Genomic DNA, 26,066 nt, shown 5'->3' with positions numbered 1-26,066 from the left:
ATGAAAAAGCAACTCGTGCGTCAAACACGCGACCACTTTCAACAGATTTATCATCAGGCTCCCGAAGCTGTTTTTCTCTCTCCGGGGCGCATCAATATTATTGGAGAACACATCGATTATAATGATGGATTTGTACTTCCAGCTGCCATTAATAAATACGTATGCATTGCCCTTCGCAAAACAAACAACTCCACCATTTCCTTTCATGCCAAAGATTTAAACGAATCCTATACTTTATCAACAGAAGACAATTTAGTCCCCGTGGAAACCATGTGGGTGAATTACCTGTTGGGTGTTTTGGACGAACTCAAACGTAGCAATAAAATCGTTTCGGGATTTGAAATGACGTTTAGTAGTACGGTACCTATGGGGTCCGGACTTTCCTCCTCAGCTGCTGTGGAGTGTGGTTTCGCTTTTGCGTTAAATTCACTTTTTGACCTTAACCTTTCGCGACAAGACATTGCGCTAATTGGTCAACAGGCCGAACATCGTTTTGCAGGCGTAAAATGTGGGATTATGGATCAATTTGCTTCAGTATTTGGCAAAAAAAACAAAGTCATCAAACTCGACTGTACAACCCTAGATTATACCTATTACGATGCTCATTTGGGCGACTATAGCTTACTGCTTTTGGATAGTTGTGTGAAACATACGCACCTTACCTCTGGCTATAATGACCGTCGAAATGAAGTAGAAGTAGGCTTGAAAATGATCCAATCGCATTATCCCGAAGTAAGGACTTTTCGCAATTGTACCTTGGAAATGATTGAAAGTCTAAAATCTGAATTGGGTGAAATCATCTACAAACGGTGTCATTTTGTAGTCAAAGAAATTGCACGGGTTGATGTGGCTGCCCAAGCCTTAAACAATCATCACTATGCGTTGTTGGGACAAACGATGACCGAAACGCATTGGGGTTTATCCAACGATTATGAAGTGAGTTGCCCCGAAATTGATTTTTTAGTGGAAACGATTCTAAAAAAAGAAGGCGTTTTGGGTGCTCGAATGATGGGAGGCGGATTTGGTGGTTGTTCCATTAATTTGGTCCCAAAAGAAAAAGAAAAAGAAATTATAGCCCAAATGAAAACCGCTTATTTTGAGCAATTTGGGATTACTTTAAACTATTATCCTATCAAAATTTCGAAAGGAACAACAAAATACGAAAAAGCATGATGCCGTTTGACCGCAATGACCACCCGCACCGTCGCTATAACCCATTGCTAGGGGAATGGATATTGGTTTCTCCGCAAAGGGCCAAACGTCCGTGGCAAGGACAAAAAGAAACGCCTGTAACCGTTACCTTACCCTCACACGATCCTGAATGTTATTTGTGTGCGGGAAATGTTCGTGCCAACGGAATTGCGAACCCAAACTACAGCGATTGCTATGTGTTTGACAACGATTTTGCGGCTTTGTTAAATGACGAAGTGGCATTTACCCAACCTGAATCCAATTTCTTTACATTGCAACCCGAACGCGGGATCAACCGTGTGGTTTGTTTTTCTCCAAATCATAGTTTGACATTAGCTGAAATGGATGTTCCTTCTATTGAAAAAGTGATTACAACTTGGCAAGATGAATACCGAACATTAGGTCAATTGGATTATATCAATGCTGTTCAAATTTTTGAAAATAAAGGCAGTGTTATGGGGTGTAGTAATCCGCATCCCCATGGACAGATTTGGGCACAATCATCGCTTCCCACATTAGTCGCTAAAACACACAACCATTTATTGCAGTATTACCAACAACACGGAAGTACATTATTGTCCGATTATGTTAACGCCGAACTCCAAGCGAAGGAACGAATTGTGTTTGAAAATAATCATTTTGTTGTCGTAGTTCCTTTTTGGGCGACATGGCCGTATGAGACGTTGCTAATTTCTAAGCGCCCGATGGCACATCTATTAGAACTTACTAAGGATGAAAAAACGGCTTTTGCTGAAGCAATTCAAGCGATTACCGTGAAATACGATAACCTTTTTGAAATACCTTTCCCCTATTCGGCAGGAATTCATCAAGCGCCCACCGATGGTAACGATCATCCTGAATGGCACCTACACATGCATTTTTATCCACCCTTATTGCGTAGTGCTTCGGTCAAAAAATTTATGGTAGGCTATGAAATGTTGGCTGAAGCCCAACGCGATATTACTCCCGAACAAAGTGCCGCAGTTTTGCGTGACTTATCCCTTCAACACTATAAAACCCGTACGTTATGAAAACCTTAGCGACCCAAGATTATATTGTCTTCTTCCTGTATTTTGTCATCATTGTAGGCTACGGGTTATTTATTTATAGAAAAAAGAAAAAAACAGAAGTTGATAGTAAAGATTATTTCTTGGCCGAAGGTTCGCTGACCTGGTGGGCCATTGGTGCTTCACTTATCGCGAGTAACATCAGTGCCGAGCAATTTATCGGGATGAGTGGTAGTGGTTTCAAAATGGGGTTGGCTATTGCTACGTACGAATGGATGTCGGCACTAACCTTGATTATCGTGGCTGTATTTTTTATTCCGGTCTATTTAAAGAATAAAATCTACACCATGCCCCAGTATTTAAATCAACGTTACAACGGGCAAGTTGCCATGATCATGTCGGTGTTCTGGTTGTTATTGTATGTCTTGGTCAATCTCACCTCGATTTTGTATTTGGGTGCTTTGGCTATCAGTAGTATTTCGGGTTTAAACCTAACCCTATGTATGGTTTTCTTAGCCGTATTTGCCTTGATGATTACGTTGGGCGGCATGAAAGTCATTGGTTATACGGATGTGATTCAAGTTTTCTTCTTGATTTTAGGCGGATTGGTGACGACATATTTGGCGTTGAATTTGGTGGCCGAACAATTTGGTTCAACGGGTGTGATAGAAGGTTTTTCATTAATGAAAAACAATGCATCCGACCATTTCCACATGATATTTGATAAAACCAATCCCAATTATATGGACCTTCCTGGGTTATCAGTTTTGATTGGAGGAATGCTTATTATCAATTTGAATTATTGGGGCTGTAACCAATACATCACACAACGGGCTTTGGGAGCCGACTTAAAAACAGCGCGTGGCGGAATTTTATTTGCTGCATTTTTAAAACTTTTAATGCCCATCATTGTGGTTATTCCGGGGATAGCGGCTTATGTATTGTATCAAAAAGGGTATTTTGGCGCCGAGTTGATGCAAGACGGCAGTTTGAATCCCGACAGGGCTTATCCTACCTTATTGAACTTACTCCCTGTTGGTTTAAAAGGTTTGTCCTTTGCGGCACTAACTGCAGCAATTGTCGCTTCATTAGCAGGAAAAGCCAACAGTATTGCGACCATTTTTACCTTGGATGTTTATAATAAAAACCGAACCGAACCCGCATCGGAAGCACAATTGGTTAAAGTAGGCAAGCAAGTTGTTGTTGCCGCTTTGCTAATCGCTATTATTGTAGCCCCATTGTTAGGCATTGATAAAAAAGGAGGATTCCAATACATTCAAGAATACACGGGCTTTGTGAGTCCGGGCATCTTTGCCATGTTTATTTTGGGCTTTTTCTGGAAAAAAACCACCTCCAATGCGGCATTATTTGCTACGGTTGGCGGATTCCTTCTTTCCCTGCTTTTCAAATTCTTACCCGGCATGGTGAATTTAGAATTCCTTTACAGCACGGGCTTTGCTGTTCCTAATGCGGAGGGAATTTATGAAATACCGTTTGTCGATCGTATGGGCTTTGTGTTCTTAATTTGTGTTGTGGGAATGGCTACCATTAGCCTTTATGAAAACAAAAAAGGAGTGCAAACCAATGGCTTGGAAATCGATGCTGCTTTATTCAAAACGACCCCATCCTTTACGGTTTGGAGTTTGATTATTTTAGGAATTTTAGCGGCTTTATATACGATTTTCTGGTAATTGAAGTGCGTGAGCACTATTGAGCATCCGACTTACTTTTTTAAAAAGATTAGGGAATTGTGCTCGAAACTCGTTTGGGGTTTCATAATAATGTTCGATAACCACCGCTAGAAATTCGTATTCATTGGTAAAGGCATACTCGCGAAAATACTTGGATTCCACAATTTGATGTTGGACATTGGGGTGTTTTACAAATTCCATCAAAGCATCAAAATGTCGTTTAAATATGGAGGCCGTTGTACTTCCTTCTTGATAGGCGTTACGTTGCAGTACATGGGTAAATTCGTGAATCCCCAAATTGAGGTTGTCATTTTCAATAGAATGTCCTTCTAGTAAATCAGCCCAAGAAAAGACTACCGCACGCATTGCAGGATTAAACTCGCCTTTATGGTATTGTTCGGTAATATTGGAATAATAGACTTCAGGATAGACAATAATGCGCTCAAAAACATTGGCTAAATAATCCCGAAATCCGAAAGTCAGCATCACATACGTTCCTGCAACTAACATTCGAACTTCCTCGGTAATTTCGAAATCGCGCCCATGAAATTCATATACTTCCAGAAAATGCGCCACGCGATGTTCAAATTCAACACGTCGTTTGGGCGATAATCGTCGGTAAAACGAAAAATAGTGGTGCAATAAACTGGACTGTGAAAGGGAAAGTTTTTTGGTTTTCCAACGAAAGGGTAAACGCAAGGGGCGACCAAAAAGTGAGGCTAAAAAATAATCGAGAATATTGATGAAAAAATAAAAAATGAGTACGGCAAAAACCAGTACGATCATTAACAAAAGTAAAATAACGATAACTTCTCCCATGTGCAGGTAAAATTCAAAGATAGGGAAATGAATTGGTTAAGCAGTACAATAAAAAATTTCGAATTCACGAAGGGGATTCAACTTCGTTGATCCCTCAAAGCTCCGCTTTGAAAATAATAATACCGAAAAGAAATTTTAAAATGAATCCAATACCACGAATGGGATTCAACTTCGTTGATCCCTCAAAGCTCCGCTTTGAAAATAATAATACCGAAAAGAAATTTTAAAATGAATCCAATACCACGAATGGGATTCAACTTCGTTGATCCCTCAAAGCTCCGCTTTGAAAATAATAATACCGAAAAGAAATTTTAAAATGAATTTTAATTTCTTTTCGGTATTATTATTTATTCGTGACCGCGGAGGGATTCGAACCCCCAACCCTCAGAGCCGAAATCTGATATTCTATCCAGTTGAACTACGCAGCCAATAATTGTATGTTTAAGCTAAAAGCTTTTTCACAATAGTGGAAATTGTTTTTCCGTCGGTTTGACCCGCTAAGGCTTTTGAAGCAATTCCCATCACCTGACCCATTGCGGCCATTCCTGAAAATCCGTTTTCTGCGATGATTTGTGCAACGGCAGCTTCAACATCAGCTTCACTCATTTGAGCTGGTAAAAACTTCTCAATTACAGCAACTTGAGCTAATTCAGGTCCAGCCAAATCGGCACGCCCTTGTTCTGTATAAATCGCAGCACTGTCTTTACGTTGCTTCACCAATTTTTGTAATAACTTAATCTCATCCTCAGGCGCTAAAGTATCAGAAGCACCTGCTTCGGTTTTCGCTAAAATGATACCTGATTTAATGGCACGCAAAGCTTCTAAAGCTACGGTGTCTTTAGCACGCATCGCGTTTTTCATTTCGTCCATAATTTGGGTTTCCAAACTCATCGTCTTCAGAATTAAAGGATTAGTATACTAGTTTTCGCTTTTGCGATTTTTAGTGTGCCAAAGGTAAAAAAATAACCCGAAAGAAACAATTTCTTCCGGGTTACCCATCTTTAATTAACTTATGATTTAATCTACATTATCGTGTAAGAATGAATTGTTGGAACGCAATTGAATATCATCATTGCTGTCTGTCCCTAAAGACATTCTGGACTGGTTATTAAAGTTGGCTGTATTATCCAAATCCACTCCCATACGTTTGTATGCTGGTTCTTTTTCCAACTCATCAACACGCGATGGATTGTTGTGGAATTTATAATTGAAATCTTTTAATTTTCTACGACGCTCGTCTGCACGCATTTTTAAAGTCTCTTCAATACTCATTTCTACAGGCGAAAGGTCATCTGAAGCAAACGTTGTATATTTTGGTTGTGCAGGTTCTGCCGCAACTTTGGTAGAGAAATTCAATTCTTCATCGATTTTCTCTTCTACTTTGGTTTCAGCAACCACAGGTTTAGCCGAGCCTAACAGTTCGTTTTCAATTTCCATATACTCTTCTAAAGAGTAACGAATTACGCCGTTATCAACCTCTGTAACCGGCACAAATTCTACGTGCTCATTTACTTTGATATTACGGGTTTCTTCTGTTAAATCAAAAACAATTTTATTGTCTTCTTGCGCTACAGGTGCAATCGGTTCGTTCACGGGTAAGTCAAACGTGAAAGTTGGTTGAACTTCCTCACGGAAAGTCACTTGTTGCGGTTCATTCACAAAAATATCATTCACTACGGGTGTCGCTGTTGGTGCTGCTACTGGAGTAACAGGTGCCGCAGCAACGGGTGCTGAAAATGAAAAATCTAAATCTTTGATCGGTGAAACGATTTCAAAAGTTACATCCAAATTACGGATAAACTCATTCATCGGAATCAACTCGTTTTCATTGATCGTAGGCGTCGTGAAAGCCACAGGTGCTTCATCCTCCAACAATTCAAAAACCACTTTTTCTTCTACAGCAGGCACTTCAGCTGTTGGAGCTACAAAAGTTGTTTCTACGGGAGTTTCGATACGATTTTCGAAAACTTCAACGGGCTTCTGACTCAAGTCGCGCACCAAACGTTGTTCATCTTCTAACGAGTGGATGATTTTACGTGGCTCAGTATTTACGATTTCCGCTTGTTGATCCGTTGTAAATCCGGTAGCAATAATAGTAACGGCAATCGCGTCACCTAAGGATTCGTCTTCACCAACCCCCATGATAATGTTCGCGTTATAACCCGCTTCCGTTTGGATATGGTCGTTGATTTCTCCGATTTCGTCAATCGTAATTTCACTAGAACCTGAAACGATAAGCAACAATACGTTTTTAGCTCCGTTGATTTTATTATCATTTAATAGAGGCGAATCCAACGCAGAAATAATCGCGTCTTTGGCTCTGTTTTCACCCACAGCTGTAGCCGATCCCATGATCGCAGTACCGCTATTAGATAAAACCGTCTTCGCATCTTTTAAGTCGATATTTTGTGTATAGTGGTGCGTAATAACTTCAGCAATACCACGAGAGGCTGTAGACAAAACCTCGTCTGCTTTGGAGAAACCGGCTTTAAATCCTAAGTTTCCATAGACTTCACGCAACTTATTGTTGTTGATCACAATCAAGGAATCCACTTGCTTACGCAAACGTTCTACCCCTGCCATGGCTTGTTCGGAGCGAACTTTTCCTTCAAATTGGAAAGGAATGGTCACAATACCAACCGTAAGAATATCGCGCTCTTTCGCCAATTGAGCAATCACTGGCGCTGCACCGGTTCCTGTTCCACCACCCATACCGGCAGTAATGAACACCATTTTGGTATTGCTGTCCAACATTTTTTCAATCTCAGCAATACTTTCGATAGCGGATTGTTGGCCCACTTCTGGATTGGCTCCTGCACCTAAACCTTCTGTTAAGCCTACGCCCAACTGAATTTTATTAGGTACTGCGCTGTTTTGTAATGCCTGTGCATCGGTATTACAAATCACGAAGTCTACTCCTTTGATACCTTGTTTGAACATGTGATTGATCGCGTTGCTTCCGCCGCCACCTACACCGATTACTTTTATAACATTTGATTGGTTTTTAGGCAAATCAAATGAGATGCTTCCAAATTCTGAGTTGCTCATCATACGATTTTGGTTTTGTTTGATATTGTGTTTTTGTCTACTTATTCTACGTTGTCTAAGAAATCTTTAATTTTATCTACATACCGATCGAAGAATGATCTGCGAATCGTACTTTCTGTAGTAATGGGTTCTTGCACTTGAGCTTTAGGCGTTTCTTGAACCACGGACTCTTGTGGAATGGCAGGTTCGTCAAAAATCTGAACCGGCTGTGGTGTTACAGGTTGCTGATATACCGGTTGTGCAACGGGTTGAGGCGCCTGTAATTCAATTTTGTAAGCACTTTGTGTATTATTGGCCACACTATTCATCACCAATCCAACAGCAGTGGCGTACATCGGACTCGAAATTTCCTCACTAGAGTTGCCCGCTAAATGCTCGTTAGGATAGCCTAAACGGGTATCGATGCCGGTAATGTATTCCACCAATTGTTTGATGTGTTTTAATTGTGATCCTCCACCCGTTAATACAATTCCTGCAATTAACTTTTTTCTCGGATTTTCATGACCATAGGCTTTGATTTCGGCAAACACTTGCTCGATAATTTCAACCACACGCGCATGGATAATTTTCGAAAGGTTTTTCAACGAAATTTCTTTCGGATCACGTCCACGAACACCCGGAATGGAAACAATTTCATTGTCTTTATTTTCACCAGGCCACGCTGAACCAAATTTTACTTTTAGCAATTCGGCTTGTTTTTCGATAATCGAACAACCTTCTTTGATATCTTCTGTAATAACATTCCCTCCAAAAGGAATTACCGCTGTATGACGAATGATACCGTCTTTAAAGATGGCTAAGTCTGTCGTTCCACCCCCGATATCAATTAACGCAACTCCGGCTTCTTTTTCTTCTTGACTTAAAACAGCATCAGCAGAAGCTAAGGGTTCCAATGTCAAACCCGACAATTCAATGCCCGAACTTTGCACACATCGTCCAATGTTACGGATGGAAGAAGCCTGACCAACCACTACGTGAAAGCTCGCTTCTAAACGTCCACCATACATCCCGATAGGTTCCTTGATATCCGATTGACCGTCGATTTTGAATTCTTGAGGTAATACATGGATAATCTCTTCTCCAGGTAACATCGCCAATTTACTTACTTGGTCGATCAATAATTGAATGTCTTTTTCCCCAATTACTTCTTCAGGATTACTGCGAATCAAATAATCGGTGTGTTGAATACTACGAATATGTTGGCCCGCAATTCCAACGACAACATCATTGATCTTGTAGCCTGAATTTTCTTCGGCCTCCAACACCGCTTGTTGAATGGATTGGATGGTTTGGGTAATATTATTTACCACACCACGCGAAACCCCCAAACTCTTGGCTTTACCAACGCCTAAGATTTCAAGTTTCCCATATTCGTTTTTCTTTCCGATCATGGTTACAATCTTGGTTGTTCCAATGTCTAATCCAACGGCAATGTTTTCTTTCTGGTTCATAGTTTCAAAAATTGACACTTTCTGTTTGTTTATCGGGTGCATACCACTTGTTTTGTAAAACGTAAGTTGATGCGTTTGTATTTATTAATTGTACTGTCTAGAACTGCTTTTTGATAAAACGCCTTGTAATTTTTAAACTTCCGATCGATTCGAATCATTTTCCCGAATTCGATGGTATAGTTGAAATTACGGCTGGTCAATTCCAAACTTTCATCATCCAACACTTTCACGCCCACAATATTCTTTTTCAAGAAATCATCTTTGTGAATTTGTTTTAAAACTTGAGTCAGCCTGGGAAGCATTTTTTTTGTTAATGAACCAACAACCAAAGGCACGCGAGCCGTATGATTATCTGACAAAGGCATTTCTTTGCCGGTTTGGTCAATGTAAAAAGAACGACTTTCCCCAAAATAGCGCGCTACGGGTGTGCGCGGTATCACTTCCGCCCGTAAAACGCCGTCAACACTCACGTAAACCTCTGATTTCTCAATCATTGGATTTTGGTTGACAGAAGACTCCAATTTATCCAAATTTAACTGCTCTAAACGAATGCTTCGCAGGTCTGTTTTATTTTCTATTAACAATTTATTAACCGTTTCCTGGCGGACAAAATTGGCGTTTTCACCCACAAAAACCACCTCCGTTTTTTTGAGGGTTCGCTGCCCATTTCGCACTTGTGCAAAAGCATACAAAAACCCCGCCAATCCTAGGATAAGCAGCAATCGAATGTTTGTCCAAGTCAAGATTTTCATCGCAAAGCTTTTTTAATTTCGGGCACCATTTCTCCAATATCACCAGCCCCTATAGTTACAATAACTGGCGCGTCGTTTTCCACTAATGTTTGAATCAATTGATCCTTCGCTATTAAACGCACATTCGGGTTGGTCATTTTACGCATTAACCATGTCGAATTCACCCCTTCCACAGGTAGTTCGCGAGCGGGATAAATCTCCAACAAAAGCACTTCATCAAACTGGGACAAACTGGCCGCAAATCCGTCAACAAAATCCTTTGTTCGGCTAAATAAATGCGGTTGAAAAACAGCAGTAACTTTTTTCCCAGGATATAATTCTCTTACCGCTTGGTAAACGGCATTAATTTCAGTGGGGTGGTGGGCATAATCATCGATATATACTTTCGCTTCTGTTTTAATTTGATACGAAAATCGACGTTGCACGCCTTGAAATGAAGCCAAAGCTTTAGCAATGGAACCGGTTGGGGTGCCGTACGTGTAAGCCATTGCTAAAGCGGTTAAGGCATTCATTAAATTGTGGTGCCCGGGCAAACCAAAGGCAATATTTTGCAAGGTTCCTGTCGGAGTTTTTACATCAAAGACATAGGCACTGTTTTCAATACGTATGTTATGCGCAACAAAATCAGCATCTTCATTTATGGCCAAAGTAGTCCCGTCAAGCGGCAATCCTTTGGGAATAAACAAATGTTTCGGATCGGTTACTTTGGCAGCAAATTCGCGAAACGATTCCTCGATAGCAGTCGCATCGCCATAAATATCCAAATGATCCGCATCCATCGAGGTAACACACGCCAAATCGGGATGCAAATGCAAAAAGGAACGGTCAAATTCATCGGCTTCCACCACTGAAATGGTTTTCCCTTGTCCGATTAAATTGGAATGATAATTCTCTACTATTCCGCCCAAAAAAGCAGTTACATCGGCGCCACTTTCGTATAAGATATGACCCAAAATACTCGAAGTTGTTGTTTTACCATGGGTTCCCGCCACTGCAAAACAATAGGTATCTTGAGTAATAATTCCCAATACTTCTGCTCGTTTTTTAATCACATAACCTTGTTCCAACAAATAATTCCATTCCGAATGATTTTTGGGTATGGCTGGTGTAATAACGACTAAGGTGTTTTCTTGGGTATAGTCTGCTGGAATAGCTGCAATCGAATCTTCAAAATGAATGGTCATGCCACCCGCAATCAATTCGTCCGTCAACATGGTTGGCGTTTTGTCATAACCGGCTACGTTCTTCCCGATGAATTGGAAATAGCGCGCCAAGGCACTCATTCCGATGCCACCGATTCCGATAAAATAGACATTTTGAATTTGATTCAGATTCATTTTTTTAACGCATTAATTTTACGATTTCATCCACTATATCGCGAGTGGCATGGGGTTTCCCCAATTGCTTCATTGCAGCACTTAATTGTTTTTGCAAGTCTTCATTTTTCAACAAATCAGCAAAAGTAGCTTCAAACTTCTCCTCCAATTCTGCTTCTTTCAACAACAAGGCTCCGCCTTTGTCCACAATGGCCTTGGCGTTTTTGGTTTGATGATCTTCGGCCACATTGGGCGACGGAATAAAAACGGTTGGTTTTCCCACCAAACACAATTCAGACACCGAAGAAGCACCAGCTCTTGAGATGACCACATCGGCTGCAGCATAAATCAAATCCATGCGGTCGATAAAAGCTGTTACCTGTACATTAGGCTTTTCATTCAAGTGTTGGTATTCCTCGAAATATAATTTTCCGCATTGCCAAAACACTTGCACTCCTTGTTCCAACAAAAAATCAAGTTCTTTGGCGATCAGTTGATTGATGCGACGCGCGCCCAAACTTCCACCCAAAACCAATAGTGTTTTTTTAGTAGGATCCAACTTAAAATAAGCCTGTCCTTCTTCGCGTTTGTGGGATAAATCAAGTAAATCTTGCCGTACAGGATTCCCCGTAAAAACAATTTTTTCTTTTGGAAAAAAGCGTTCTAAATTTTCATAGGCGACACAAATTGCATTCGCCTTTTTACTCAACAATTTATTGGTAATTCCGGGATAGGAATTTTGTTCTTGCACTACTGTTGGGATACCTTTGCTATTGGCCACTTGCAACAAGGGTCCGCTAGCAAAACCTCCCGTTCCAATGACCACATCGGGTTGAAACTGGCGGATGATGCGTCGTGATTTCCATAAACTGCTCAACAATTTGAATGGAAACATCATGTTTTGGAGCGTCAATTTGCGCTGCAATCCGGCAATCCACAAGCCTTCTATGGGATAACCTGCTTGGGGCACTTTTTGCATTTCCATTTTATCTTGAGCACCCACAAACAAAAATTCCGCATCGGGAAAACGTTGTTTCAACTCGTTGGCAATAGCAATCGCGGGATAGATATGTCCACCCGTTCCGCCGCCACTTAAAATGAATTTATGCTTTTTCATTGTTTACTTATTTAACACCGCATTCATCGGATTATCCTCTTCATTTTCTTCATTGGCTGCAGCCAATTCCGCTTCCTCTTCCTCTTTGATTTGTTTATCGATTAATCGCTGTAAGGCTTCATCGCGACGTTTTTTATCTTCTTCCTCTGCAGCGATTTCTTCCTCTTTTTTGGTGACACTTAAAATAATTCCAATCGCGATACACGTCATCCAAACCGAACTACCTCCCGAACTAATTAACGGTAAGGTTTGTCCCGTTACCGGTAATAATTCTACCGCAACTGCCATATTTATCAAAGCTTGAAAAACGATAGGGAATCCCAAGCCGATGACGACTAGTTTTCCAAACAACGTATTGGCTTTGTGTGATGCAATTACAAATCGGAACAACAGCAGGATGTAGAAAAACAATACGGATAATCCACCCACGAGACCATATTCTTCTACGATAATGGCGTAAATAAAATCGGATGACGATTGGGGTAAAAAGTTTTTCTGTACACTTTTCCCCGGACCCAATCCGTAGATTCTTCCAGAGGCAATGGCAATTTTTGCTTTTTCAATTTGGTAATCGTCTTCATCGGGTTTATCGGAAGTGAAATTTTCAATTCTACTCTTCCAAGTATCCACACGGTTGGGGAAAGCTTTCGGAAAGGCAACCACCAAGAGTACAAAGAAGGCCGCTGCTGCTACCGCCAATCCTAAAATCATAGCGATATATTGCAACGGATATTTTCCAATAAAGGCAATCATAATCACCATGGAAAAAATCAAGGCAGCTGTAGAAAAGTTGGCCGGAAATATCAACCCCAATGTAATAAATACGGGCAGCCAAAGTTCGAACAACGAATTTTTAAACGTTAGTGGCGTCTCCCGTGTTTTCGACAAATAGCGGGCCACAAAAACATACAACACAATGGCTGCCAATGTTGATGTTTGAAACGAAACGCCGATAAACGGAATTTGGATCCAACGACTGGCATTGGCTCCTTCAATCACCGTCCCTTTTACCAAGGTATACAACAACAACGCCCAAACTATGGGAAGGGCAATGCGGGACAATCCTCGAAAATAATGGTACGGTACTTTATGAACTTTATAAATGATGAAAAATCCAATCGAGATGTGTAAGGCGTGTTTGATTAAATAGGTCAAAGCATTCCCCGAACCGTGACGCATATACGCTAGGTTGCTACTCGCACTAAACACCGGCATAAATGAAAATACCGCCAAGAAGGCCACCAAGGCCCAAATGACTTTATCTCCATGTAAACTGCTGATTAGCTTTTTCATTTTTTAATTTAAAATTTAGAGTTTAGAATTTAGAGTTTAGTATTTAGAGTTTAGAGTTTAGAATGCTGCTAATATTCATGATTTGTTTAAACGTGCATTAATGGTTTTCAATGAAACGACTACAATGGCTACCAATTCATTTGCTTCCTTTAACAATCTTTTCAACTCTTCTTCCTTAATCCAATTCATTTCTTGAATAATTTCCAACCAATACACTACTTCATCGGCTTCTTCTAGAACAATATTCATTTTTGAAACAAATTCTTTATCACTTCTCGAACGACATGCTGCTCTATAATTTGCACCTACAGATGTTGCACTTCGAACGATTTGGTTGGCAATAATATTTTGCGATTTTTGATTGGATAAACTTTCCACTAATTTTAGAATGTCTAAAGCAAACTGTTTTGTTCGCTCTTTTAAAACCTCACTCCCCATATTCACTCCTTCTAAATTCTAAAATCTGAAATCTAAAATCTATAAATTTCTTACTGCATCCTTGAACTGTCGTCCTCGGTCTTCGTAGTTTTCGAACAAGTCAAAACTCGCACATGCTGGGGACAACAAAACGGTATCGCCTTTTTCAGCAATATGTTTGGCTGTATTGACTGCATCGCGCATATTGTCAACTTCAACCATCATGTCTACAATATTTCCAAAGGCATCAATGATTTTTTTATTATCCACCCCTAAACAGATAATCGCTTTCACTTTTTCATTCACCAAAGCCATCAACTCGGTGTAATCGTTTCCTTTATCGACACCTCCGACAATCCAAACCGTTGGTGTTGTCATACTTTCTAAGGCGAAGAAAGTAGCATTCACATTAGTGGCCTTACTGTCGTTGATGTACTGCACATTTTGAATTTTCAACACTTTTTCCAAACGGTGTTCTACCCCTTGAAAGTTGGATAAACTCTCGCGAATCGTTTGTTTACGAATACGCATCAATTGCGCCACCGAAGTCGCAGCCATCGCATTCTTCAAATTGTGTTTTCCTTCTAAAGAAATTTGAGCAGTTTCCATCATGAACTCCTCTTGATTAATGTTGATCTCCATAGTTTTGTCGTTTAGGTAGGCTCCTTCTTGCATTACTTCTGTAATCGAAAAAGGAATTTGTTTTGCTTTGATTTTGTTATTGTTGAGCCAATTGCTAATGGCTTCGTCGTCATTGTCATAAATGAGGAAATTCTCCTCGGTTTGATTCATCGTGATTCGGAATTTGGACGCGATGTAATTTTCATACTTGTATTCATAGCGATCCAAATGGTCCGGACTGATGTTGGTGATGATGGCAATGTGCGGTTTGTAATTCACAATTCCATCCAACTGGAAACTACTTAACTCCAACACATAGCAGTCGTAGTTTTCTTCGGCCACTTGCCAAGCGAAACTCTTTCCGATGTTTCCGCCGAGCCCTACGTTCAACCCGCCTTCTTTTAACAAATGGTAGGTTAACATCGTAGTAGTCGTTTTCCCATTGCTTCCCGTAATTCCGATGGTTATTGCATCCGTAAAGGGGTAGGCAAACTCGATTTCGGAGATTACCGGAATTCCTTTTTCAACCAACTTCTTTACGATGGGCGCTTTGTCAGGGATACCCGGACTTTTCATTACCACATCGGCGTTTAGAATCAAGTCTTCCGTGTGTTGGTTATCTTCCCACGGAATGTTGTATTGTGTAAGAACGTCTTGGTAATTTTGTTTGATGGCTCCGAAATCCGATACAAAAACTTCGTATCCTTTCTTTTGCCCTAGTATGGCAGTTCCCACGCCACTTTCACCGCCCCCCAACACTACGAGTCGTTTCATCTTAGCGTAATTTTAGGGTTACAATAGCTACAATGGCCAACATGATGGTCACAATCCAAAAGCGTGTCACGATTTTACTTTCGTGGTATCCTTTTTTCTGATAATGGTGGTGCAACGGCGACATCAGGAATATGCGGCGTCCTTCGCCAAAGCGTTTTTTGGTGTATTTGAAATAAGAAACTTGTAAGATTACCGAGGCACTTTCAGCAAAGAAAATCGCACACAAAACCGGTAACAACATTTCTTTACGAACAGAAATAGCCAATACCGCAATGATTCCACCTATCGTCAAACTACCCGTATCGCCCATAAATACTGAAGCGGGATAGGAATTATACCAAAGGAATCCGACCAATGCCCCAACAAAAGCAGCGATAAAGACGGTCATTTCCCCCGAATTCGGAATGTACATTACATTCAAATAGCTGGATAAAATGATATTCCCCGAGATGAAGGCAAATATTCCGAGTGCCAGCACCGATATTGCTGAAGTTCCAGCAGCCAATCCATCGATTCCGTCGGTTAAATTGGCGCCATTAGACACCGCTGTAATGATAAAAATGACAATAGGAATGAATACCAACCACGCCCATTTTTGGTAATCGTCGGTAAACGGTTTTAAGATCTGTGCATATTCCAATTCGTTGTTTTTCACAAATGGAATTGTCGTTGTCGTTGATTTTATCTCTTTCGCTTGCTCCGAAATCACACTTTGTGATTGATTGAAAGTAATGGGAGTTGTTGATTTTTCGCGAACGGTCACTCCAGGGTGGAAGTATAACACTGACCCTACAATTAAACCTAATCCGACTTGACCAATTACTTTAAAAATTCCTTTTAAACCTTGTTTGTCTTTTTTGAAAATTTTGATGTAATCGTCAATAAATCCGATCGTTCCCATCCACAAGGTGGTTACAATCAAAAGAATGACATAAATATTGTTCAACTTGGTAAACAAAAGCACCGGAATAAGAGTGGCAATAATGATGATTAAACCACCCATAGTTGGCGTTCCCGCTTTTTGTGTTTGCCCTTCCAAACCCAACTCACGAATGGTTTCGCCCACTTGTTGATTGCGCAAGAAATTGATGATTTTTTTACCATAAATGGTCGAAATCATTAGAGACAAAATCAACGCCATCGCGGATCGAAAGGTGATATATTGAAACACACCGGCTCCTGGGAAGTCGAAATGCTTATCGAGATAGTCAAACAAATAGTAGAGCATGGTTTATTTATTTAATAGTTCGAGTAATTCTTTTACAATTTGCATGTCGTCAAAATCATGACGCACGCCGTTTATTTCTTGATAGGTTTCATGACCTTTTCCCGCAATCAGGATAATGTCATTGGCTTGTGCCATTTGACAAGCGGTTTTTATTGCTTGTTTACGATCCAAAATAGCAACCGTTTTTTTGAAATTCTGGGGTTCGACACCCGCTTCCATCTCCACTAAAATCTGTGCAGGATCTTCGGTTCGGGGATTATCTGAGGTGAAGATGACTTTGTCACTCAATTCAGATGCGATTTGCGCCATCACCGGACGTTTGGTTTTATCGCGATCACCACCACAACCCACAACGGTTATCAGTTGTTCGTTTTTGGTTCGGATATCTGCAATTGTTTTTAAGACATTTTCCAATGCATCGGGTGTATGGGCATAATCGACAATAGCGGTAATTTTTTCTTTGGAAACAATAAATTGAAAACGACCCGAAACACTTTCCAATTCGGACAGTAAGCGCAACGCTTCCATTTTTTCCAAACCTAACTCAATCGCTACTCCATAAATGGCCAATAAATTATAGGCATTGAACGAACCGATTAATTTCACCCAAACTTCGTTATCGTTCACTTTCAACAACAAACCCGACAATTGGTTTTCTAAAATTTGCGCTTTATAATCGGCCATCGATTTCAACGCATAGGTCAGTTTACGTGCCGATGTATTTTGCAACATCACGGAACCGTTTTTGTCGTCGTTATTGGTTAAAGCAAATGCGGTTTTGGGCAAATGATCGAAAAACGATTTTTTCACATCACGGTATTCGGCAAACGTGGCGTGGTAATCCAAATGATCGTGGGATAAATTGGTGAATACTCCACCTTCAAATACCAAACCTTCAGTGCGTTTTTGGTGTACCCCGTGCGAACTCACTTCCATAAAGCAGAATTCACATCCCAGTTCGGTCATTTCATTCAAATAATAATTGATGGTCAACGAATCGGGAGTGGTATGCGTGGCTTTGTACTCGATATCATCCACCATGATTTTTACGGTAGACAATAACCCCACTTTGTACCCTGCTTTTTTGAACATTTGGTACAATAAGGAAGCGATGGTGGTTTTTCCATTCGTTCCCGTTACACCTACTAATTTTAATTTAGACGAAGGATTTCCGTAGTAATTATTCGCCATAAAGGCCAAAGCAGCATTGGTATCTGCTACTTGGACATAAGTCACACCCTCTTTGATATCCGCTGGTAATGCATCACAAACCACTGTTGTGGCACCCAATTGGATCGCTTTTTCAATAAAATCATGTCCGTTGGAAACCGAACCACGGATGGCTACAAAAGCGTCATTTACTTCTATTTTTCTAGAATCAAATTCGATTTTGGCCACGGCTTTATCGGTCGATCCGTGAACCGACTCCAGCGCTACTTTATATAATAAATCGCGTAATTGCATTAGGATAATTCTAGTGTAATTAGTGTATTCTTTCTGAGTGCTTCTCCTTGTTTAATCGATTGGGTTTTTACCTTCCCTGAACCCGTTACTTTTACTTTCATTCCCATATTTTCCAAAAGGGAAACGGCATCCATTCCGGGCATTCCTTTTACATTCGGCATGGTATTTTTGGTCTTGTGCAATTGGGTGTAATACTTATGGTAACTCGACTCTTGCGCCGGGATTTTCTTGTCTACATTTTTCACTTCATTGGTGGAAGGGGCATCCGTAAAAATCTTTTGCGCAATACGTTTGAATACGGGTCCAGCCACATCCGCTCCATAGTAATTGTTATTGGAAGTATTGGGTTTATGTACGACCACAATGCAGGAGTATTTCGGATTATCTGCAGGGAAGAAACCTACAAACGATGAGATGTAATGTTTATCATTACCCCCATTTTTTCCATAATTGGCTTGCGCAGTTCCCGTTTTTCCTGCCATTGAAAAATCTTTGGAATACAATTTTGATCCCGTTCCGCGTTTCACCACGTTTTCCATTACTGCTTTTAACTTTTTGATGGTAGCGTCCGAACAGATTTTGGGATTAATTACTTCCTTGTTGTATTTTTTAATGGTATTGTTCCACTCTTTAATTTCTGACACAAAAAGCGGCTTGATCATTTCACCGTTATTGGCGATGGCATTGTACAGTGTTAAGGTTTGCAAGGGTGTCACAGAAACGCCATACCCAAAGGCCATCCATGGCAAGGAAATCGCGCTCCACTTCCCTTTTCCCGGTTGAGGAATAAACGGAACTCCTTCCCCTTTAAAGGGCAATCCCAATGGCTTGTTCAACCCCATACGATCAATGCGATCAACAAACTGCTTTGGATTACTTTTATAGTTTTCTTGTACGGCTTGAACCAAAACTGTGTTTGACGAGACTTCAAATCCGCGCCCCAAGGATATCTTTCCATAGCCACCCTCATGGGAATCGCGCACTTTTCGTCCGTGGTACGTTACTATACCACCGTGTGTATCGTATACCTGACTCGTATCTACTTTTTGATCATCCAAAAGGGCAATCATATCAACGAGTTTAAAGGTGGATCCCGGTTCATGGGATTCTGCAACAGCATAGTTAATGGTCTCGTAATAGTTCCCTGATTTTTCATCCAATCCCAGATTGGAAATCGCACGCACATACCCTGTTTTGGTTTCCATTACCACTACACAACCGTGCTCGGCACCGTATTCTTCCAACTGTTTTAACAAGGCATGGTGAGCTATATCTTGGATGAATACATCGATGGTGGAGATTACATCGTAACCATCGCGCGGTTCTTTTTCATTTTCATCGCGAATGGGTTTCCATTGCCCTTTTGCGATTTTTTGTTTTAAAATTTGGCCGTCTTCACCTTTCAGGTATTTCCCGAAAGCCCCTTCAATTCCGATTTTACGTACCGTTCCGTCTTCAAGAACGCGCTCATACCCGATGGTACGTTCTGCAATTTTTCCAATAGGATGCTCGCGCACCGTATGTTGGTCCACGATAATCCCACCCTTGTAAGCCCCTTTATTGAAAAGCGGCATGTTTTTCACTTCCACATATTGTGTATACGTCAAATCATCAGCGATTAAAAAGTAGCGATTTTTATTGGCGCGAGCTTTTCGCAATACATCTTGGTAATGGTAAGCGGGTTTGCCAAACATTTTAGAGAGTGCTTTGGAGAGATCGCCTAAGTTTTCTTCAAAATCCGATTGTTTGGGTGCCACTGCATCAAATCGAATGGTATAATTAGGAATGGATGTTGCCAGCAAACTCCCGTCAGCCGAATAGATATTTCCTTTATTGGCCGGAATTACAAAGGTTTTTACAGTGCGTTCTTTGGCCAATTTTCGGTAATACTCTCCTTCTACCCATTGGATATTGGTGAGTTTCACGGCAATAGCTAAGGCAATAAAGAAGATGCCCACAGCCGTCAGGTAGGTACGGTACGAAAGCGCTTTATCTTTATCTTCTACTCCCATAATTTGGCAAAAAATCCTTTTTCTTCTTTTTGTTTGACGGTTATTTTCTGAGGTGGCACTTGTGAAGGATAGATTTGTCGTGTTTCCATTTTTTTAGAAACCGTAGATTCCATGCGTAACTTCATCAATTGAGAACGGCGATCCACAAAACGGGAACGCAATTCTTTCACCTCATTATTCAATTCGGCTATGCGAAAAACCTTTTGTTCATAGCGGTGCGTATTGGCAATCATGATAATGGCCAACAGTATAAGAAACAGAATAAAGCGCCAGTTTTTGGTGGCATCTTCATTCACTAGAAAACGTGCTTTTAAAACACTGTAAACCCCTTGTTTCATTAATTTTTCTCTGCTATTCGCAATTTGGCACTTCGAGCGCGGTTATTTATTTTTATTTCCTCTTCCGAGGGCACTATCAATTTCCCAATGTTTTTGAATGGAACGCTGAAATTCCCGAAGAAATCGCGTTCAGGCTCACCTTCAAACATGCCATTCTTCACAAAGCGTTTCACCAAACGGTCTTCCAAGGAATGGTAGGAAATCACACTCAAGCGTCCACCCGGATTCAACAGTTCGTTGGTTTGTTCCAAAAACTCTTTCAACACTTCCATTTCTTGGTTCACTTCGATGCGAATGGCTTGATAGATTTGGGCTAAAATTTTATTACTCAAGTGACCTGGCAAGTATTTAGCCAATACCACTTTTAATTCTTCGGTAGTTTGAATTGGCTTTTTGGAACGTGCTTCTACGATGGTGCGCGCCAAAGCAGGAGCTTGTTTCAATTCGCCATAATCCAAAAACATCTGTTTCAAAGCCACGTCGTCGTATTCATTGATGACGCGATAGGCATCCAATTCGTTTTGCTGACTCATGCGCATATCGAGTTTGGCTTCAAATCGCGTTGAAAATCCGCGCTCTGGCACATCAAACTGATGGGATGAAACCCCTAAGTCTGCCAAAATCCCATCCACTTTTCGCACGCCGTGAAAACGGAGAAAGCGCTTGATGTAGCGAAAATTCTCTTGAATGAGTGTAAATCGATCGTCGTCAATTGCATTCGCCCAAGCATCTTCATCCTGATCAAAAGCAAACAGCTTCCCATTAGGACCGAGACGTCTTAGGATTTCTTTGGAATGGCCGCCACCTCCGAAGGTAACATCCACATAAATTCCATCCGATTTGATATTAAGACCGTCAACTGTTTCTTTCAGCAATACTGGGTTATGATATTCCATTGTCATCGTCGTTTACATTTCCCATTACATCTTCGGCCAAATCTGCAAAGTCAACGACAGAATCATCAATTGCTTTTTCGTATAAGTCTTTATCCCAAATTTCAATGATATTGACCGCAGAGGACAGTACCACATCTTTAGAAATTTGAGCAAAAGTGGTGAGGTCTTTGGGGACTAATAAGCGGCCCAAGTTGTCGATTTCTACCACTTTTACCCCCGCCGTAAAGCGTCGGATGAAGTCGTTATTTTTCTTTACAAATCGGTTAAGCTTATTGATTTTTTGCATCATTTGATTCCATTCTGCCATCGGATACAATTCCAGACAAGGCTGAAATACCGAGCGCTTCAGCACGAAACCGTCCTGAAGAGAGGCCGTCAGTTGCTTTTTCAAAGGCGCAGGCATGAGGAGCCGTCCTTTGGCATCAACTTTACACTCGTATGTACCGATTAATGAATTCAAAATGGGTATTCGATATTGGTTTGAGCAAAAATATAAAACTTTTTACCACATTTTACCACATTCTACCACTTTGTTGATAAGTTTTACCACTTCATTCGCAAATGCTTAGCCGTTAACCTACTTTTGATTTTTAACTATTTTTAGGAACTGTGGAAAAAGTTTGAAAATCGTAAATCAAATCGTGCATTTTATCGGTACTGAATTCATTTTTCTTATCATTTTAACAAAAATCGAATTCAAATTATTTTTGAAACCACTTGACAATCGGAGGGTTAGCATTTGCAAACAAGAAAACAAGCTTATTCACAGTGGTTTGTTCTTAAATTATAAAAGGCGACTCGCGTTATTGTTTTGAAAAAACTATATTTGTAACAACTCAAAAACACAGCATTCACTATGGATGTAAGCGCAAAAAAAGAAGGAAAATACCAGTATTACGAAGCAGGAGAAGGCACACCAATTGTCGTGTTGCACGGTTTAATGGGCGGCTTGAGCAATTTTCAAGCTGTTGCCGATCATTTCTCCAACAATGGCTACAAAGTGGTCATTCCCGAATTGCCATTGTACACCCAAAACATTTTAAAAACCAACGTAAAAGCTTTTGCGAAATATGTCAAAGACTTTATCACCTACAAAGGTTTTGACCGTGTTATCTTACTCGGGAATTCCTTGGGTGGACATATCGCTTTGTACCATACCAAAATGTATCCTGAAAAGGTGGCCGGACTCGTAATCACAGGTAGTTCGGGGCTCTATGAAAGCGCCATGGGCGACAGTTATCCGAAACGTGGTGATTACGAATACATTCGCAAAAAAACAGAAGATGTGTTTTTCGATCCAAAAATGGCAACCCAAGAATTGGTAGATGAAGTGTTTGGTATTGTGAATGACCGAATCAAGGTTTTGAAAACATTGACTATCGCTAAAAGTGCCATTCGCCATAACATGGGGAAAGATTTGCCCAAAATGCACGTGAAAACCTGTATTATTTGGGGAAAAAATGACCGTGTAACGCCTCCTGAAGTTGCCGAAGAATTCCACAAATTAATGCCGAATTCCGACTTGTATTGGATTGATCAATGTGGTCATGCGGCAATGATGGAACGTCCAGAAGAATTTAATCAGCATTTGGAAACCTGGCTGAAAAAAGAACATTTATAATATGAAAGTTACCTCAGCCGAATTCATCATCAGCAACTCTGTAGTGAGCAAATGTCCGCAAGAACCCTTGCCGGAATATGCTTTTATTGGGCGTTCTAACGTAGGGAAATCCTCGTTGATCAACATGCTGACAAACCATAAGAATTTGGCCAAAACCTCTGGAAAACCCGGAAAAACACAATTAATCAACCACTTTAAAATCAACCACAACTGGTTTTTGGTGGACTTACCCGGCTATGGTTATGCTCGCGTATCCAAATCGGCTAAAGAAACCTTTCAAAAATTCATTACCGATTATTTTGAAAAACGCGAACAATTGGTTTGTGCTTTTGTATTGATTGACGTCCGACTTGAAGCTCAGAAAATCGACTTGGAATTCATCAATTACTTAGGAGAAAGTGGTGTTCCTTTTTGTATGATTTTTACTAAAGCCGACAAACTCACCCGCGTGAAAGCCGAATCGAATGTAGCGGCCTATCGCAAAAAATTATTGGCCAACAACTGGGAAGAAATGCCACCCTATTTCATCACTTCCTCAGAAAGTGGTGTTGGGCGTGACGAACTGCTTACATATATTGACCAAATCAACGAAGAAGTTAGAAAAACATTATAAAAAAAACCGGAGCATTACACTCCGGTTTTTTTTAGGATTTTAAATTTAATTTTTCAGCAAAGAAGTCAGTGAAATCCCGCATGGTATCTGCCATCTTATCATCTTGCGTCGCCCGTTGATAGGTATCGGCCAAGGCCATTAAGGTTTGATGAAAAAACACTTTCATTTCATCAACAGGCATGTCTTTTGTCCACAAATCAATACGTAACGTTTCTTTTTGTTGGTTATCCCAAATGGATAACAACACTGCTTTGGCTTGGGCTTCACGAACACCACCGTCTTCTGCGGTCCAACTCAAATTCTCCGGAATTCGGTTTTCATCGAGTTCGACATTAATTTTTATTTCTGAGGTAAAGGTATTTTTACTCATTTTTCTTGGGTTTGTATTTTGAGCCTTCAAAGATACGATGTGCATCCATAGCCAACAATTCTTTGGGCGTTACTTTTTCATTATTTTCCACAAAAGAACGAATGATTTGCCATCCCACCCATTGCCCGATACGTCCCGGGGTTTCGTTATCGATTTCCAAATAGAACTTTGAAAACGGAGCCATATTGACAAAGCGATTGGCTAATTTTGAATCGGTGCTGTATAAATATTTATTTACAATAAAATTCTCCCAAACGTAGCCTTCGTTTTCTTGACAAAATTTCAATTGTTCGGGGGTATACCCCATTTTTTCAGCATCGGTATAGCTAGGAATCAAAAGGTCTTTCAAATACATTTCTTTCCCTGCATCAATCATTTGACTGATAAAATCATCGTGCTTGGAGCGTGGAATTACGGTAAATCCGATGGCAGCCACCACATCGGGCATCATTTGTCGGGGTTCAAAATTTTCACGGATATATTTATCTATCCCTGTATAAAACTTATGGTTTTTCCCGAGATACATTTCCAATGCAATCACCAATTCATTGTTGATATAAATCGCCTTGGACATGTGGTCCATACTTCCAATACAGGTGTAAATTGTGGGCTCTTTTACCTTTGGAAAGTAATATTTGACATGCTTAAATATATCTTCAATTTCGGTTTGCTCCGAACTGAAATCCTTGTATTTGGCTTCAACTTCTTGATAAAGCGACTGCCAATCTTTATTTTTCAATTTATTCACCCAAACAGAATCCGGAATATCACTAGGAAAAAACTTTGGATAGGTCGCTTTTACTTTTGCTAAGTCATTGGGATTAGTTTCAAAAAAAGCCTGTTCAAAACGAACCAATTTCATATTTACGGGAATCGCTTCAACCTCTTTTTCAATTTTTGATTTCTGATCACAACTCCAAAACAGAAGTACTGCAACACAAAAGCCTAATACTCTTTTCATTAAGTAAACTTTAATTTTTCGTTAGTAAATAAAACTTTACCTTCGTTTTGTTCGTATATTATTGAAACGTTCAAAAATGGTTAATTTCTTTGTCAATTAATAAAAAACGAAGAAGTGTGATTATTCGTATAAATTAATATTTTTGCAAATATACGTTAGTTAAAACACTTTTCGGTATAACACAACAAATGACAAAAATTAGCACACTTCGAGTGGCCCAAGTGAATGAGTACATTGTTTCCTGGCTCAAGTCCTATGCTGAAAAAGCAAACGTTCAAGGATTTGTGATTGGAATTTCGGGTGGCGTAGATTCGTCCGTAACCTCAACACTTTGTGCGCAAACGGGATTGCCTACCTTATGTGTAGAAATGCCAATCCACCAAGCCAGCAGCCAAGTAAGTCGTGCGCAGGAACACATTGCACAATTGATGCAACGCTATCCGAATGTTTCGGAAACGCGCGTGGACCTTACCCCCATTTTTGAAAGTTTTAAAAAGGAAGTACCCCAAAGTGGTGATGAGAAAGCCTACTTCTTATCGTTAGCCAATACCCGGGCACGACTTCGAATGACTACTTTGTATTATTTAGCTGGAATTCATGGCCGATTGGTCGCAGGAACCGGTAACAAAGTAGAAGATTTTGGCGTCGGGTTTTACACCAAATACGGTGACGGGGGCGTGGATGTGAGTCCGATCGCCGATTTGATGAAAAGTGACGTATATGCACTTGGAAAGTTTTTAAACATTCCTGAATCAATTCAGCTGGCCGCTCCTACGGATGGATTGTTTGGGGACAACCGAACGGATGAAGATCAGTTAGGTGCCAGCTATGATGAATTGGAATGGGCAATGCTCAAAGATGCACAAGGCCGGCATGCTGAAGAATTTGAAGGAAGACAGCGCGAAGTTTTTGCGATTTACAAACGCTTAAACCGAGCCAACAAACACAAGATGGACCCTATACCCGTGTGTTTGATTCCCGACGAGTTTCGATGAGACGAATCTTAAACGTTTAAAGAGAATTTATTAATCAAAAATAAGTTAACCCAACCACACTCTAAAAAAGT

General features: G+C 40.5%; 24 protein-coding genes and 1 tRNA gene. 6 read left to right on the top strand and 19 right to left on the bottom strand.

Annotation, left to right across the window (positions count from 1 at the left end; translation table 11 throughout):
- Genes galK through OLM45_RS05220 form a run of 3 tightly spaced genes read left to right on the top strand, consistent with a single transcriptional unit; the run spans window position 1 to window position 3,889 of the window.
- Complete coding sequence (gene galK / locus OLM45_RS05230) at window positions 1-1,173, top strand: galactokinase (protein WP_264512550.1); 1,173 nt, start codon at window positions 1-3, stop codon at window positions 1,171-1,173.
- Window positions 1,170-2,222, top strand: coding sequence for a UDP-glucose--hexose-1-phosphate uridylyltransferase (locus tag OLM45_RS05225; protein ID WP_264512548.1), 1,053 nt, complete (start codon window positions 1,170-1,172; stop codon window positions 2,220-2,222). Before galK ends, OLM45_RS05225 begins: the two co-directional genes overlap by 4 nt.
- Window positions 2,219-3,889, top strand: coding sequence for a sodium/sugar symporter (locus tag OLM45_RS05220; protein ID WP_264512546.1), 1,671 nt, complete (start codon window positions 2,219-2,221; stop codon window positions 3,887-3,889). Before OLM45_RS05225 ends, OLM45_RS05220 begins: the two co-directional genes overlap by 4 nt.
- On the opposite strand, the gene OLM45_RS05215 is transcribed toward OLM45_RS05220, so the two are convergent.
- The 17 genes from OLM45_RS05215 to mraZ all read right to left on the bottom strand — a co-directional run bounded on the left by OLM45_RS05215 (window position 3,869) and on the right by mraZ (window position 21,895).
- Window positions 3,869-4,708 (bottom strand): zinc-dependent peptidase, encoded by an 840-nt coding sequence (locus OLM45_RS05215; protein WP_264512544.1) that lies wholly within the window; start codon window positions 4,706-4,708, stop codon window positions 3,869-3,871. The two genes, OLM45_RS05220 and OLM45_RS05215, sit on opposite strands and share 21 nt — an antisense overlap.
- Before the next feature lie 354 nt (window positions 4,709-5,062).
- Window positions 5,063-5,136 (bottom strand) — tRNA-Arg (locus tag OLM45_RS05210).
- A 13-nt stretch (window positions 5,137-5,149) separates the two neighbouring features.
- Window positions 5,150-5,599, bottom strand: coding sequence for a GatB/YqeY domain-containing protein (locus OLM45_RS05205; RefSeq protein ID WP_264512542.1), 450 nt, complete (start codon window positions 5,597-5,599; stop codon window positions 5,150-5,152).
- Between the two features lie 126 nt (window positions 5,600-5,725).
- Entirely contained in the window at window positions 5,726-7,759 is a 2,034-nt protein-coding gene (ftsZ, locus tag OLM45_RS05200; protein ID WP_264512540.1) for a cell division protein FtsZ, read from the bottom strand.
- A gap of 38 nt (window positions 7,760-7,797) precedes the next feature.
- The gene (ftsA, locus tag OLM45_RS05195; protein WP_264512538.1) at window positions 7,798-9,207 is read right to left on the bottom strand and encodes a cell division protein FtsA; all 1,410 of its coding nucleotides are present in this window, start codon (window positions 9,205-9,207) and stop codon (window positions 7,798-7,800) included.
- A 29-nt stretch (window positions 9,208-9,236) separates the two neighbouring features.
- Complete coding sequence (locus tag OLM45_RS05190) at window positions 9,237-9,959, bottom strand: cell division protein FtsQ/DivIB (RefSeq protein ID WP_129459893.1); 723 nt, start codon at window positions 9,957-9,959, stop codon at window positions 9,237-9,239.
- Window positions 9,956-11,296 (bottom strand): UDP-N-acetylmuramate--L-alanine ligase, encoded by a 1,341-nt coding sequence (gene murC, locus OLM45_RS05185; protein ID WP_264512536.1) that lies wholly within the window; start codon window positions 11,294-11,296, stop codon window positions 9,956-9,958. The genes OLM45_RS05190 and murC overlap by 4 nt, the downstream gene beginning before the upstream one ends.
- Before the next feature lie 4 nt (window positions 11,297-11,300).
- Window positions 11,301-12,392, bottom strand: coding sequence for an undecaprenyldiphospho-muramoylpentapeptide beta-N-acetylglucosaminyltransferase (murG, locus tag OLM45_RS05180; RefSeq protein ID WP_264512534.1), 1,092 nt, complete (start codon window positions 12,390-12,392; stop codon window positions 11,301-11,303).
- 3 nt (window positions 12,393-12,395) lie between these two features.
- Complete coding sequence (locus OLM45_RS05175) at window positions 12,396-13,685, bottom strand: FtsW/RodA/SpoVE family cell cycle protein (protein WP_264512532.1); 1,290 nt, start codon at window positions 13,683-13,685, stop codon at window positions 12,396-12,398.
- A 75-nt stretch (window positions 13,686-13,760) separates the two neighbouring features.
- Window positions 13,761-14,123 carry a four helix bundle protein gene (locus OLM45_RS05170; RefSeq protein WP_264512530.1) on the bottom strand — a complete coding sequence of 121 codons (363 nt, stop codon included), beginning with the start codon at window positions 14,121-14,123 and terminating at the stop codon, window positions 13,761-13,763.
- Between the two features lie 39 nt (window positions 14,124-14,162).
- On the bottom strand, window positions 14,163-15,497 hold the full coding sequence (gene murD, locus OLM45_RS05165) for a UDP-N-acetylmuramoyl-L-alanine--D-glutamate ligase (protein WP_264512528.1): 1,335 nt from the start codon (window positions 15,495-15,497) through the stop codon (window positions 14,163-14,165).
- 1 nt (window position 15,498) lies between these two features.
- Window positions 15,499-16,725, bottom strand: a complete 1,227-nt coding sequence (mraY, locus tag OLM45_RS05160) for a phospho-N-acetylmuramoyl-pentapeptide-transferase (protein ID WP_264512527.1) — start codon at window positions 16,723-16,725, stop codon at window positions 15,499-15,501.
- A gap of 3 nt (window positions 16,726-16,728) precedes the next feature.
- Window positions 16,729-18,189, bottom strand: a complete 1,461-nt coding sequence (locus tag OLM45_RS05155) for a UDP-N-acetylmuramoyl-L-alanyl-D-glutamate--2,6-diaminopimelate ligase (RefSeq protein WP_264512525.1) — start codon at window positions 18,187-18,189, stop codon at window positions 16,729-16,731.
- Complete coding sequence (locus OLM45_RS05150) at window positions 18,189-20,201, bottom strand: penicillin-binding protein (RefSeq protein WP_264512523.1); 2,013 nt, start codon at window positions 20,199-20,201, stop codon at window positions 18,189-18,191. The genes OLM45_RS05155 and OLM45_RS05150 overlap by 1 nt, the downstream gene beginning before the upstream one ends.
- The gene (locus tag OLM45_RS05145; protein ID WP_129459901.1) at window positions 20,192-20,539 is read right to left on the bottom strand and encodes an FtsL-like putative cell division protein; all 348 of its coding nucleotides are present in this window, start codon (window positions 20,537-20,539) and stop codon (window positions 20,192-20,194) included. The genes OLM45_RS05150 and OLM45_RS05145 overlap by 10 nt, the downstream gene beginning before the upstream one ends.
- Window positions 20,539-21,435: a 16S rRNA (cytosine(1402)-N(4))-methyltransferase RsmH gene (rsmH, locus tag OLM45_RS05140; protein ID WP_264512521.1), complete on the bottom strand. Its 897-nt coding sequence runs from the start codon at window positions 21,433-21,435 to the stop codon at window positions 20,539-20,541. Before rsmH ends, OLM45_RS05145 begins: the two co-directional genes overlap by 1 nt.
- Complete coding sequence (gene mraZ / locus OLM45_RS05135) at window positions 21,422-21,895, bottom strand: division/cell wall cluster transcriptional repressor MraZ (protein WP_129459903.1); 474 nt, start codon at window positions 21,893-21,895, stop codon at window positions 21,422-21,424. Before mraZ ends, rsmH begins: the two co-directional genes overlap by 14 nt.
- A gap of 396 nt (window positions 21,896-22,291) precedes the next feature.
- Here mraZ and OLM45_RS05130 point away from each other — a divergent pair, with 396 nt between their 5' ends.
- Window positions 22,292-23,056, top strand: a complete 765-nt coding sequence (locus tag OLM45_RS05130) for an alpha/beta fold hydrolase (protein ID WP_129459904.1) — start codon at window positions 22,292-22,294, stop codon at window positions 23,054-23,056.
- 1 nt (window position 23,057) lies between these two features.
- The gene (gene yihA, locus OLM45_RS05125) at window positions 23,058-23,669 is read left to right on the top strand and encodes a ribosome biogenesis GTP-binding protein YihA/YsxC (protein WP_129459905.1); all 612 of its coding nucleotides are present in this window, start codon (window positions 23,058-23,060) and stop codon (window positions 23,667-23,669) included.
- 31 nt (window positions 23,670-23,700) lie between these two features.
- On the opposite strand, the gene gldC is transcribed toward yihA, so the two are convergent.
- Both gldC and gldB read right to left on the bottom strand, forming a co-directional pair.
- Window positions 23,701-24,039: a gliding motility protein GldC gene (gene gldC / locus OLM45_RS05120; protein WP_264512519.1), complete on the bottom strand. Its 339-nt coding sequence runs from the start codon at window positions 24,037-24,039 to the stop codon at window positions 23,701-23,703.
- Window positions 24,032-25,000, bottom strand: coding sequence for a gliding motility lipoprotein GldB (gldB, locus tag OLM45_RS05115; RefSeq protein WP_264512516.1), 969 nt, complete (start codon window positions 24,998-25,000; stop codon window positions 24,032-24,034). The genes gldC and gldB overlap by 8 nt, the downstream gene beginning before the upstream one ends.
- A 188-nt stretch (window positions 25,001-25,188) precedes the next feature.
- Here gldB and nadE point away from each other — a divergent pair, with 188 nt between their 5' ends.
- Window positions 25,189-25,995 (top strand): NAD(+) synthase, encoded by an 807-nt coding sequence (gene nadE, locus OLM45_RS05110; protein WP_264512514.1) that lies wholly within the window; start codon window positions 25,189-25,191, stop codon window positions 25,993-25,995.
- Window positions 25,996-26,066 lie beyond the last annotated feature (71 nt).

The sequence above is a fragment of the Flavobacterium sp. N1719 genome, from assembly GCF_025947045.1.
GTDB lineage: Bacteria > Bacteroidota > Bacteroidia > Flavobacteriales > Flavobacteriaceae > Flavobacterium > Flavobacterium stagni.
This window is presented reverse-complemented; position numbering and strand designations above follow the sequence as displayed.